The 13,102-nt window shown below is 67.9% G+C and carries 9 protein-coding genes; all 9 read left to right on the top strand.

From position 1 onward, the window contains the following. Nucleotides 1-614, top strand: a 614-nt coding sequence (locus VN779_RS09185; RefSeq protein ID WP_325722026.1) for a hypothetical protein, incomplete at its 5' end; no start/stop codon positions are given. Nucleotides 615-971: 357 nt separating this feature from the next. Next, on the top strand, nt 972-1,766 hold the full coding sequence (locus VN779_RS09180; protein WP_325722025.1) for a hypothetical protein: 795 nt from the start codon (nt 972-974) through the stop codon (nt 1,764-1,766). A gap of 29 nt (nt 1,767-1,795) precedes the next feature. Then, nucleotides 1,796-3,736 carry a fumarate reductase/succinate dehydrogenase flavoprotein subunit gene (locus VN779_RS09175; protein ID WP_325722024.1) on the top strand — a complete coding sequence of 647 codons (1,941 nt, stop codon included), beginning with the start codon at nt 1,796-1,798 and terminating at the stop codon, nt 3,734-3,736. Continuing rightward, nucleotides 3,733-4,482 carry a succinate dehydrogenase/fumarate reductase iron-sulfur subunit gene (locus VN779_RS09170; protein WP_325722023.1) on the top strand — a complete coding sequence of 250 codons (750 nt, stop codon included), beginning with the start codon at nt 3,733-3,735 and terminating at the stop codon, nt 4,480-4,482. Before VN779_RS09175 ends, VN779_RS09170 begins: the two co-directional genes overlap by 4 nt. Before the next feature lie 181 nt (nt 4,483-4,663). Beyond that, nucleotides 4,664-7,246, top strand: coding sequence for an aminopeptidase N (gene pepN, locus VN779_RS09165; RefSeq protein WP_325722022.1), 2,583 nt, complete (start codon nt 4,664-4,666; stop codon nt 7,244-7,246). A 449-nt stretch (nt 7,247-7,695) separates the two neighbouring features. Then, a complete protein-coding gene (locus VN779_RS09160) occupies nt 7,696-9,192 on the top strand; it encodes a hypothetical protein (protein WP_325722021.1) in 1,497 nt (498 codons plus the stop codon). Then, entirely contained in the window at nt 9,189-10,061 is an 873-nt protein-coding gene (locus VN779_RS09155; RefSeq protein ID WP_325722020.1) for a hypothetical protein, read from the top strand. Before VN779_RS09160 ends, VN779_RS09155 begins: the two co-directional genes overlap by 4 nt. Beyond that, nucleotides 10,054-10,968, top strand: a complete 915-nt coding sequence (locus VN779_RS09150) for a transketolase family protein (RefSeq protein WP_325722019.1) — start codon at nt 10,054-10,056, stop codon at nt 10,966-10,968. The genes VN779_RS09155 and VN779_RS09150 overlap by 8 nt, the downstream gene beginning before the upstream one ends. Then, entirely contained in the window at nt 10,965-13,100 is a 2,136-nt protein-coding gene (locus VN779_RS09145; RefSeq protein WP_325722018.1) for an NAD-dependent epimerase/dehydratase family protein, read from the top strand. Before VN779_RS09150 ends, VN779_RS09145 begins: the two co-directional genes overlap by 4 nt. Nucleotides 13,101-13,102 lie beyond the last annotated feature (2 nt).

Genomic DNA, 13,102 nt, shown 5'->3' with positions numbered 1-13,102 from the left:
AACTCGGTGCCGCGTCGCTCGCCGCGGAACTGCTCACAGAACGCGGCGACTATGACCGCGCGCTACGAGTGGCGTACCCGGAACCGGATCCGGCAGATAATCGGGCCGGGACAGAGGCCCGCCATGCCACCGACTCAGCTCGCGCCGCCAAACTGCTCATGCTCCTGGCCGAAAAGGATCCAGGGCTGGCGCCAAAAGCCGTGCCGCTGGCGCAGCGCCACATCGCCGCCCTGGCGCCAAACCGCTTCGCGGCCCAGGTGGACCGCACCGGCCGAGTCCTGTTCGCACTCCATTCCGGAGACTTGCGCGCGGCGCAGCGGGCGAACCGGATCTGCATGGCGCGCGCCCGAACGCCGCTCGCGCTAGCCGACGCGCTCTGCACACAAGCCCGGATCGACATGCAGCGTGGCCGCATGGAGAAGGCCATCCAGCGGCTCGACGAGGCTGCGAAACTCGCGCCCTGGTACCCGCGCATCGCGACGGTCCGTCAGCTCGTGGGCGCTGAAGCGGCGGTAGCGATTGCGCAGCCGTTGATCGAGTCCACCGAGATGGACGCCTCAGACGTATTCGCCGAGCCCTGGTCAGTCTCCGGGTCGCTCCCCGAAGAGAGCTAAGTGCGAGCCTGTCGTCGAACGGATGCGGAGCGTTGCCTAGCCCTCCGACCTGCGCTGTCTGCCATGTGAATTTGGTCACCATCGTCACTGCGTGTGATAGCGCGACGTTGAGACGCCCCCGCAAGGACTAGAGTGCGGTTCGCCGCAGACGAGTTGTGCTGCTTAGAGCGACCGAGGATTGGAGGTCGGATCAGCGAGCGGGCCTAGGGCCGAGCATGGCAAGGCGGAGGAGGGAGGCGGCCCGGTGTTGGCCGTCGACCGACGACAACGCAGCCAGGCGAAGGTCATCGGCACGAGAGCCCGACCTCCAATCCTCGGTCGCTCTAACCTCCATCGAAGCAGGAGCTTGCACAGGAAATGAGCACCGGTACGCTGTCGCCCGGACGGGCAAAGATCGACAAGCCCACGCTGCGGACTGACCGCTACTGGGTTTCGCCGCTGATCACCTTCGTGATCTTCATCGCGTTCATCGCGTACGCGACCTTCCGCGCGTTCCAGAACGACCATTACTACGCCTCCCCGTACATCTCCCCGTTCTATTCGCCGTGCATCTCGGACAACTGCGTGCCGATGCAGGGCGCTGGTGAGGTGCACTTCATCGGGTCGTGGTGGTCGTGGTCCCCCGCGCTGCTGGTCCTGATCGTCCCGCTCGGGTTCCGGTTGACCTGCTACTACTACCGCAAGGCGTACTACCGCGCCTTCTGGCAGTCGCCGCCGGCCTGCGCGGTCGCCGAGCCGCACGGCTCTTATTCCGGCGAGACCCGCTTTCCGCTGATCTTCCAGAATGCGCACCGCTACTTCTTCGTGCTGGCCGCGCTCTTCAACATCATCCTGACCTGGGACGCGATCCTCGGCTTCCGCAACTCCGCGGGCCAGTGGGGACACATGGGCTTCGGCACGCTGGTGCTGCTGGCGAACGCCGTGCTGCTGTGGCTGTACACCGCGTCGTGCCACTCGTGCCGGCACATCATGGGCGGGCGGCTGAAGCACTTCTCCAAGCACCCGGTCCGCTACCGCGCCTGGGGCATCGTCTCCAAGCTCAACGCCCGGCACATGCAGCTTGCCTGGGTCTCCCTCTTCAGCGTCGCGCTCGCCGACCTATACGTGCTGCTGGTCTCCTCCAACGCGTTCAGCGACCCGCGCTTCTTCTAATCAAGGCAAGAGAGCCGAAAGCCAAAGCCATGGAAACCTACGAATACGACGTCGTCGTGATCGGCGCGGGCGGGGCGGGGCTGCGCGCCGCGATCGAGGCGCGGTTGCGCGGCAAGCGGGTCGCGATCATCTGCAAGTCCCTGTTCGGCAAGGCCCATACGGTCATGGCCGAGGGCGGCGCGGCGGCCGCGATGGGGAACGTGAACCCCAACGACAACTGGATGGTGCACTTCCGCGACACGATGCGCGGAGGCAAGTTCCTCAACCACTTCCGGATGGCCGAGCTGCACGCCAAGGAAGCGCCGGACCGGGTGTGGGAGCTCGAGCAGTGGGGTGCGCTGTTCGACCGCACCAAGGACGGCAAGATCTCCCAGCGCAACTTCGGCGGGCACGAGTACCCGCGCCTGGCGCACGTCGGCGACCGCACCGGTCTCGAGCTGATCAGGACCCTGCAGCAGGCCGTGGTCGGTCTTCAGCAGCAGGACGCGCGCGAGACGGGCGACGCCGAGGGCAGCATCAAGGTCTTCGCGGAGCACACCATCACGCGGCTGCTCAAGGACGGCGACCGGATCGCCGGGGCCTTCGGCTACCGACGCGAGGACGGCGGCTTCGTGCTGTTCAAGGCGCCCGCGGTGGTGCTGGCGACCGGCGGCATCGGCAAGTCGTTCAAGGTGACCTCCAACTCCTGGGAGTACACCGGTGACGGTCACGCGCTGGCGCTGCTGGCCGGTGCGACGCTGATCAACATGGAGTGCATCCAGTTCCACCCGACCGGCATGGTCTGGCCGCCCTCGGTGAAGGGCATCCTGGTCACCGAGTCGGTGCGCGGCGACGGTGGCGTGCTGCGCAACTCCGAGGGCAAGCGGTTCATGTTCGACTACGTCCCCGACGTCTTCCGCCCGCAGTACGCGGAGACCGAGGAGGAGGCGGACCGCTGGTACACCGACCCGGACAACAACCGGCGCCCGCCGGAGCTGCTGCCCCGCGACGAGGTGGCCCGTTCGATCAACTCCGAGGTCAAGGCCGGGCGCGGTACCCCGCACGGCGGCGTGTACCTGGATATCGCCTCGCGCCGCTCCAAGGAGTTCATCCTCAAGCGGTTGCCCTCGATGTACCACCAGTTCAAGGAACTGGCCGACGTCGACATCACCGCCGAGCCGATGGAGATCGGACCGACCTGTCACTACGTCATGGGCGGCGTCGAGGTCGACCCGGACACGCAGGCCTCGATCGTGCCCGGTCTGTACGCGGCCGGCGAGGTGTCCGGTGGCATGCACGGCTCGAACCGGCTCGGCGGCAACTCGCTGTCCGACCTGCTGGTCTTCGGCCGGCGCGCAGGCGAGCACGCGGCGCAGTACGTCGACTCGCTCGCCGCACGGCCCGCCGTCGCGCAGTCGGATGTGGCCGCTGCCGAGGCCGAGGCGCTCACTCCGCTCGAGCAGTCGACCGGTGAGAACCCGTACACCCTGCACGCCGAGTTGCAGCAGACGATGAACGACCTGGTCGGCATCATCCGCCGGGAGCACGAGATGCAGGCCGCGATCGAGAAGCTGGCCGAGCTGGCGCCGCGCCGGGAGAAGGTCGCCGCGGCCGGCGGCCGGGTGTTCAACCCCGGCTGGCACCTCTCGCTCGACCTTCGCAACATGCTGCTGGTCTCCGAGTGCGTGGCCAAGGCGGCGCTGGAGCGCCAGGAGTCGCGCGGCGGCCACACCCGCGAGGACTACCCGGAGATGTCGGCCGAGTGGCGGAAGGTCAACCTGGTCTGCTCGGTGGGCCCGGACGGGCACGCGCAGATCAAGAAGCAGCCGCTGCCGAAGATGCGCCCGGATCTGCTCGCCCTGTTCGAGCGCTCCGAGCTGAAGAAGTACCTGACCGAGGAAGAGCTGGCCGAACTGCCCGCCTCGTCGGCCGCGCCGGCGGCCGCGGTCGCGACGCAGCCGGAGAAGGGGACTGGGGCGGACGCATCATGACGTACAAGGCGAAGTTCAAGGTCTGGCGCGGCGACGATCAGGACGGCGCACTGCACGACTTCACCGTCGAGGTCAACGACGGCGAGGTGGTGCTCGACGTCATCCACAGGCTCCAGGCCACGCAGGCCCCGGACCTGGCGGTGCGCTGGAACTGCAAGGCCGGCAAGTGCGGCTCGTGTTCCGCGGAGATCAACGGCATGCCGCGGCTGCTGTGCATGACCCGCATGTCCGTGTTCACCGAGGACGAGACGGTCACCGTCACTCCGCTGCGCACGTTCCCGGTCATCCGCGACCTGGTCACCGACGTGTCCTTCAACTACGAGAAGGCGCGTCAGATCCCGGCCTTCGAGCCGCCGAAGGACCTCAAGCCGGGCGACTACCGGATGGCCCAAGTGGACGTCGAGCGCTCGCAGGAGTTCCGCAAGTGCATCGAGTGCTACCTGTGCCAGAACACCTGCCACGTGGTGCGCGATCACGAGGAGAACAAGGAGTCGTTCGCCGGTCCGCGCTACCTGATGCGCATCGCCGAGCTCGACATGCACCCGCTCGACACGCGTGAGCGGCGCAAGGAGGCACAGGAGGAGCACGGCCTGGGCTTCTGCAACATCACCAAGTGCTGCACCGAGGTCTGCCCCGAGCACATCAAGATCACGGACAACGCGCTGATCCCGATGAAGGAGCGCGTCGCCGACCGCAAGTACGACCCGCTGGTCTGGCTCGGCAACAAGATCACCCGCCGCAAGTAGCGCCTGAAGTAACCGCGGCAGCGTTCGAAGGGTTGCCGGTGTGCCCCGCTCGGCTTCGGCCCGGCGGGGCACACCCCTATCCGGGGGCGGCGAACTCGGCGCGTCAATCTGGCTGAAATGATGGGCCGGCCGGTATCGACGGGCTTGTTCGGCAACGGCGCGGAGCGAAGCGGAGTGGCACATGGCGGGGATGAACCTGACCCGGGACGAGGCCAGGGAGCGGGCGCGGCTGATCACGGTCGAGAGCTACCGGATCGAGCTGGATCTGAGCGGCGCGAAGCAGCCGGAGGCGGCCACCTTCCGGTCCGCGAGCACGATCCGCTTCTCTTACGCCGAGCCGGGTCCGTCCGCCACGACCTTCCTCGACCTGGTTGCCCCGCACGTGCAGTCGGTGACGCTGAACGGGCGCGCGCTCGACCCGGCCGAGGTCTACCGCGGCTCCCGCGTTTGGCTGACCGGGCTGGAAAGCGTCAACGAGGTCACTGTGGTGGCCTCGTGCGCATACAGCCGAAGCGGCGAGGGGTTGCATCGCTTCGTCGATCCCACCGACAGCCAGGTTTATCTGTACACGCAGTTCGAGCCCGCGGACGCGTGCCGGATGTACGCGAACTTCGAGCAGCCCGACCTGAAAGCGTCATTCCTGTTCGACATCACGGCGCCGGCCGGATGGCACATGTCGAGCAACGGGGTCGCACGGGAACGTAAGCGGGTCGTGGACGGCGCGGCGCGGTGGATTTTCGAGCCGACGCAAAGGATCTCGACGTACATCACGGTCGTGGTCGCCGGGCCGTATCACGTGGTGCGCGACCTGTACACGCGCACGCTTCCGGACGGCTCGACGCTGGAGATCCCTCTGGCCGCACTGTGCCGCGGCTCGGTCGCCGAGCATTTCGACGCCGACGCGATCCACGAGGTCACGAAGCAGGGCCTTGACTTCTTCCACGAGCACTTCGACTATCCGTACCCATTCGGCAAGTACGACCAGGCATTCGTGCCCGAATACAACCTCGGCGCGATGGAGAACCCCGGCTGCGTCACATTCACCGAGGAGTACGTCTTCCAGTCGAAGGTGACCGACGCGGCCTACGAGGGGCGCGCCTGCACGATCCTGCACGAGATGGCGCACATGTGGTTCGGCGACCTGGTGACCATGCGCTGGTGGGATGACCTTTGGCTCAAGGAGTCCTTCGCCGAGTTCATGGGTTCCTACGCGCAGGCCAGGGCGACGCGGTGGCGGAACTCCTGGGTCACCTTCGCCAACCGGCGCAAGGCGTGGGCTTACCGGCAGGATCAGCAGCCGACGACGCATCCGATCGTCGCGACCATCGACGACCTCGAAGACGCGAAGCTGAACTTCGACGGCATCACGTACGCCAAGGGTGCGTCGGTGTTGAAGCAGCTCGTCGCTTATGTCGGCGAGGAGGCCTTCCTGGAGGGGGCACGTCGCTATTTCAAGCGCCACGCGTACGGGAACACCACCCTCGCCGACCTGCTCGATGTGCTGACGGAAACCTCCGGCCGCGACCTGGCCACCTGGTCCCGCGCCTGGTTGGAGACCGCCCAACTCAATACTCTGGCGATTGACGGCGACGCGATCGTGCAGTCGGCCGCGCCAGGCAGTTTGGCGGCCAGGCCGCACCGAATCGCAGTCGGTTCCTATGCGTATGCGCCGGACGAGAGCCGAAGTGGCGAGGGCGATAAGGCACGAGTCGTACGGGTTGAACGGCGCGAGGTGGACGTCGAGAGTGTCCGCACGCCGTTCTCGTTCGGCGGTGGCGGCGCGAGCGCTGGCGCTGCCGGCTTCCATCTGCTCAACGACGACGATCTGACCTACGCGAAGCTGCGGCTGACGGCTGATCAGGTGGAGTTCCTCCGCGAGAGCCTGTCGGCCTTCGAGGAGCCGATGCCGCGTTCGCTGCTGTGGTCGGCGCTGTGGAACATGACCCGCGACGCCGAGCTGTCGGGGAACGAGTTCATCGAGTTCGTCGATCTGCATGCGTCGGCTGAATCAGAGGTCGGCGTCGTGCAGAACCTGTTGCTGCAGACCGAATACGTGCTGGAGTACTACCTCGCGCCGGAGGCGGCGCAGCAGGCAGCGCGGCGCGCCGCGGCGATGACGCGGCGGGCGTTGACCGCCGCGACAGCCGGCTCGGACCATCAGCTCGCCTGGGCCCGCGGTTTCGCCGCGGTCGCACGCTCGGCCGAGGACCTTGCTCTGCTGGACGCCCTGTTGGAGGGCACCGAGAAGATCGCCGGCCTGGCAGTGGACGCAGACCTGCGCTGGACCTTCCTGCACGCACTGGCCCGCTGCGGCCATGCCGACCAGGCCCGGCTCGACGCCGAACTGGTACGTGACGCGACGGCGGCGGGTCGGCGCAAGCACGCCGGTTGCATGGCCGCGCGTCCCTCAGCCGAGGCGAAGCAGGCCGCGTGGAAACTGGTGCTGGAATCCGGCGACCAGCCCACCGATCTGCTGCGCGAACTGCTGCTCGGCCTCGCCGCGACGCCGGATCGACCCGACCTCGTCGTCCCCTTCGTCGAACCCTACTTCGCCGCGCTCGACGAGGTGTGGTCGCGGCGCTCGATCGAGAACTCGCGGCGGATCGCAGCGCTCGCATTCCCGAGCCACGTCGTCGAGGAAGCGACACTGGCGCGCGCCGACCGCTGGCTCGGCGAGGACGGGCACGCCCCGGCGCTGCGTCGGCTCGTTCTAGAGGCGCGCGACGATCTGGCCAGGGCATTTAGGGCGCGCGCCGCCGGCTGACGAAATTTCTTGGCGCAGGATGCATCCGCTCAGCCGTTTTCAGCCTCTTATCAGACGACGGACCCGAGAGAGTGAATTCTTTCATCAGGCTTCCAGGAAAGCCCGCTGCTCTTTCAGCTTTCCTGGTACCGTTGCACGGCCCAGCAGACGCCTGATTTGATCATAAGCGTCCTGGTTTGAGTGCTGTTCAAGGGTGGCCTGGTTCGCCGGGAGTGGGGGTGGTACGTGTGGATGTAAATCAGGGATCTTCAATCACGGTCGAAACGGCCGGCGGGCAGCTGGAGCGGGCGCGGCAGACCGAGACAGCACGGTCTGAGACGACTCAGTCTGGTCAGGGACAGCCTGATCAGGAACAGCCCGAGGCGGAAAGACCCGGGCCCGCGCTGCCGGATCCGGGCCCGGCGCGTTGGCGCGCGGCGAGATCGGCCGCGCTGCGCGGTGGACGGCAGATGGCCATCGCCGCCGCGTTCGTCGGCGTGGCGGTCATGTGCCGGGGCAGTTTCCTGCACACGACGGGGGCGTACGACTCGGACGAGGCGGAGTTGATGGCGCAGGCGCGCGCCGCGCTGCACTCGCCGATTCCGTTCACCACCTGGACTACCGCCACCACCGGCCCCTTCTGGGTGCTCTTCCTCGCGCTGCTCGGCTGGATCGGCTTTCCGCTGACCATCGCCTTCGCGCATCTGCTTTCCGCCGTCATGTTCGGCCTGCTCGGCTACCTCGGCTTCACCCTCGCCCGCCGCGGCCTCGGCGCCGCGACCGCGGTCATCGTCACCGGTTTCTGGTGGTTCCCGCTGGTGACGACGCTGGTGATCGGGGGCGCCGTCAACTTCGCCGCCCTCGATACCGAACTGCTGCCCGCGGCGCTGGTGCTCGCGGCGAGCCTGCCCCGCCCCGAGGCGATCGCCCGGCGGCCAGCCGCTTACTACGCGCTGACCGGATTGCTCAGCGGCCTCGCATTCGGATCGAAGTATCAGGTCGCGCCGATGATCCTTGCGGTCTTCGCGGTGCATGTGGTCCGTGTCGGGGAGTATTCGCGACGCACCCTCGTGCGCTCGGCCGGCTACTGGCTCGGCGGCCTGTTCACGCCGCTGCTGCTCGTCGGGCTCGCGATGCTCGTCTCCAGCGACGTATCGACGGCCGCCATCCGGATAGACCTGAACTTTCTGTCGAGCTATTCCGGCGGCTTGACCCTCACCTCGAAGCTGTCCAACTGGCGCACTCTCGTGGTCACCCTGCACGTGGTGCTGCTCGTCGGCGCCCTGTGCTGGCTCGGCGTCAGATCGAGCCGGACGATCCAGTGGTGCCGCGCGGCGCTGGTTTCGTCCGGCCTGATCGCCGTGTACATCGGCGGAATGGGCTTTCCGCACTACGCGATCTGCGTCTACACCATGATCGCGGTGGCCATCGGCCTGCCGATGCGGCCTGACGCCGTGTTGGTCCCGAAGGTGCGCAGCCCGCTGGCGGCGACGGCCGTAGTCGCGCTCGTGGCGCTGATCGGCTGGGTCGCCTCGTTCGGACCGCATCACGGCTATCTCAAGCGGACCAAGCGATATGAGCTCTCGTACTCGCTCTCCGCGTCCAGCGTGAAACGCGCACCGAAGCTCGCCGCCGACTGCCCGTCCGGCTCCAACGTGGTGGTCTGGGGCTGGGCTCCCGAGCTCTACCTCAACTATTCGTGGCACAACGCGATCCCGTTCCTGAATGTCACGCAGATAACGGCCTCCGCGAAGAACTACGCCCCGGGCGACAAGCTGCTCGGCGACGCCATCTCCGACAAGGGGACGGCGTGCGTCGTGGACGCGGTCGGTGATCCGTTCTTCGGCATCGCCGCCCGCGGAAAGCTGACCACCCAATATCCGGACCTGACGGCGCTGCTGAATCAGGACTACCGCATCGCCAAGGATCTCAACTGCAAGTCGTGCACGGTGTACGTACGCCGATGAACGACCACGCGCGGGAGGTCTCTCGCGCCTCCGCCAGCCACCGAAAACCGGGGGTCCCCGCCATCGACGTCCAAGCCCTCGCCACGAGGATCCGAACCCGCATCCTCGACGGCTCATTCAACGCCTCGAAGGGCCACATCGGCTCCGCTCTGTCCATCGCGGATCTCGTCGCGGCGGTCGCGCCACGGGTGCGGGGTCTCGGCACCCGCGAGCCGGACCGTGACCGGTTCGTCCTGTCGAAGGGCCACGCCGCGCTGGCCTGGTACTGCGCGTTGCGTGAACTGCACGTGATCGACGACGCCACGCTCGCCGGTTACGGCACGGACGGCTCGCTGCTGGGCACGCACCCTGACCCGGAGCTGGTCGGCAACGACTTCATGACCGGCTCGCTCGGCCAGGGCATGTCCTTCGGCGTCGGCTCGGCGATGGCCGCCCTGCGCGCGCCGGCCCCGTGGTCGACCTATGTCCTGCTCAGCGACAGCGAGCTCGACGAAGGCGTGACCTGGGAAGCGGCGTTGCTCGCCGCCCACCACAAATGCGGCGGCCTCACCGTGCTGCTCGACCTCAACGGCCAGCAGGCGCTCGGTTTCACCCGCGACGTACTCGACACCTCCTCGGCGCCGCGTTCCTTCGAGGCGATGGGCTGGCACCTGACCGAGCTGGACGGTCACGACGTCACCGCGCTCGATGAAGCGCTGGCGCTGTCCGCGGACAGCCGCGGTGGGCGGCCGCACTTGATCGCCGCGCATACCACCGCGGGCAAGGGAGTCGACTTCATGGAAGGACGCGTCGAGTGGCACTACCTGCCGATGACACGCGAGCAATACTCCTCGGCGCTGGCTCAGGTAGGAGGCGGGGAGCATGCGTAAGGCGGCGATCACCGAATTAGCCGAACTGGCCCGCACCGATCGCCGGGTCGTGCTGCTGACCGCGGACCTCGGGTTCGGCGTGCTCGACGAGTTCGCCCGCGAATTCCCCGGCCAGTTCGTGAATGTGGGCGTGGCGGAGCAGGCCATGGTGGGCGTGGCGACCGGGATGGCCGAGGCGGGCTTGCTGCCGTACTGCTACTCCATCGCGACCTTCTCCTTCCTGCGGCCGTTCGAGTTCATCCGCAACGGGCCGGTCGCGCACCGGCTGCCGATCCGCATCATCGGGGTCGGCGCCGGCACGGACTACGCCTTCGACGGGCTCACTCACTATGCGCTTGAGGACCTGGCGCTCGCGCGCACCCAGCCTGGTCTGACTGTCTACGCGCCGGTCACCGACGAGGACACCCGCGCCCTGGTTCGCGAGAGCTACGGGCAGTGCGGGCCGGCCTACTTCCGGCTCAGCCGCCAGGGTGCCGCGGCGCCGTCGCACGACGTGCGATCGCAGACCGCTGAAACGACCGAAGTGCTGGTGCTGGCGCTCGGCACCGCCGTGGAGCGCGCCGAGCGCGTGGCGCAGGCGGTGGCCGCCGCGGGAGCGTCCGTCCGGGTGCTCTCGGTACTGCGCTTCGACACGACCACGGCGGAGGATCTGGCCGCGCACCTCACCCGCAGCCGCGCCTGCGTCACGGTCGAGGACCACTACCGGGTCGGCGGACTCGGCGCGGCGGTCGCCGAGGTGGTCGCCACCCGCGCCCTCGCGGTGCCGGTGGTGATGGACGCGGTCGAGTCCCTGCCGGTCGGCGCGCTCGGTTCGGCGCAGTACCTCGAATCGAAGCTGCACCGTCCGATCGGCGAACTGGTCTCGGACGTGCTGGGAGCCCTCAAGCTGGAAGCTGATCGCACATGAGCCTGCGCAGCACGCAGTCGGTCTTCGACCCCGCCGCGATTCCCGGGCCGATCCTGGTGTCCGGCGCGGGCGGCTTCGTCGGCGTCCATGTGCTCGACGCGCTGAGCGCCGGACGCGACGATGTGATCGGTTTCGGCACCCGGCCACGGCCCTGGCGACACGAGGCCGCCGGCGCGCTGCGCTACGAAGCGGTCGAGCCCGGCGGCCTCGGCGAGTTCTTGGACCGGCACCAGCCGCGCACGATCATCAACCTGGCGGCCGCGGGCGCATATCCGTTCCAGAACGACTCCTATCGGATCCCGGACGTCAACGTCGGCATGGTCGACCAGTTGGCGCGCTGGTGCGGCGCAAACGCGGCCGCGCTCATCCACGCCGGCTCGTCGTCCGAATACGGCACCAACTGCGCGGGCCCAGCCGAGGACGCCGTCGCCACGCCGAACAGCCTGTACGCCGTGACCAAGCTCGCGGCGACGAACCTGCTCGAGGATTACGCACGCCGCGACGGGCTGCGAACCAGAATCCTGCGACTCTACTCGGTATACGGGCCGCTCGAGGAACCCCGAAGGCTGGTGCCCGAGATCGTGCGCCGGGTGCGGGCCGGCGAGTTGCCGCCGTTCGCCGACCCCAAGACCACGCGCGACTTCGTGTTCATCGACGACGTCGTAGACGCCTTCGTCGCGGCCGCGCTTTCCGCGCACGACCCGCAGAGCAACGCGTTCCGGCTTTACAACGTCGCGAGCGGCGAAGCCACCTCAATGGTCGAAGTCGCGCAGACGGTCGCGCGGGAATTCCAGATCGCTGCCGAGCCGCAGTTCTGCACGGTCAAGCGGTCCTGGGACCTGGCCGACTGGTACGGCGATCCGCGCCGGATCAACGCGGAACTGGGCTGGCACGCCGCGGTGGGCTTTCGCGAAGGACTGCGGCTGACCGCGAACTGGTACGACGCGCCAGAACGTGCGGCCTTCCTGGACGATCGATATTCGGCCGCGGCCGCAGAGAAGGTGGTGCGGGAGGAGTTCCCGCAGACCGGGATTCAGGCCGTCGAGGTCCCGCAGATCCCGCGGTCCCAGGAGCCGAAGCGGCGCTGCATCTCCGCGGTGATCGCCTGCTACAAGGACGGCCAGGCGATCCCGTACATGCACCGCCGGCTCACCGACGTGTTCGTGAAGTGCGGCGTCGACTACGAGATCATCTTCGTCAACGACAACAGCCCGGACGACTCCGCCGAGGTCATCCGGGAGCTGTCCGAGCACGACGAGCACGTCATCGGCATCACCCACCGGCGCAACTTCGGCTCTCAGGCCGCGTTCCTCAGCGGGATGCGCGAGTCGACCGGCGACGCGGTCGTGCTGCTCGACGGCGATCTGCAGGACCCGCCGGAGATGATCGAGCAGTTCGTCGAATACTGGGACCAGGGCTACGAGGTCGTATACGGCCATCGGGTCGACCGCGAGGCGCCGCTGTACATGCGCCTGGCATACCGCGGCTTCTACCGGGTGTTCAACCGCTCGGCGCCCTTCCATGTGCCGACCGACGCGGGCGACTTCTCACTGATGGACCGGCGGGTCGTCGACCATCTGCTGGAGTTCCCCGAGCGCGACCCGTTCCTGCGCGCGTTGCGAGCCTACGTCGGCGGCAGGCAGATCGGCGTGGACTACGTCCGGCCCGAGCGGATGTTCGGCACCTCGACCAACAACCTGGCCAGGAACCTGGGCTGGGCCACGAAGGGCATCCTGGCGGTCAGCAAGGTGCCGCTCTCGCTGCTGAGCACCGCGGGGGCCGGGTTCTTCGCGCTCTCCATGCTCGCGCTGCTGGCTCAGGCCGTGTACAAGATGGTCGACCCGGGCAGCGCCCCACAGGGCGTCACGATACTGATCACGCTGGTGGTGCTCCTCGGCTCGCTGAATCTGCTGGCGATCTCGATCGTCGGCGCGTACGTCGGCACGATCCTGGAGGAAGCCAAGCGGCGGCCGCGCTTCATGCGCGACAGCATCATCCGCTCCGGCCGAGTCCAGCGCGCGCAGTTCGATGGTCACGACCAGAACCGTTCGCCGCGCGGCGCGACGCCCGAGAACGCGGTGCCCTCGCCGCGCCGAAGCGCTGAGAGCAGCCGAATCCACGGCGTGCTTTAGCG

The organism is Actinocrinis sp., from assembly GCF_035605935.1.
Taxonomy (GTDB): domain Bacteria; phylum Actinomycetota; class Actinomycetes; order Streptomycetales; family Catenulisporaceae; genus Actinocrinis.
Note: the sequence above shows the minus strand (reverse complement) of the source record. Positions and strands in the feature narration are given on the sequence as shown.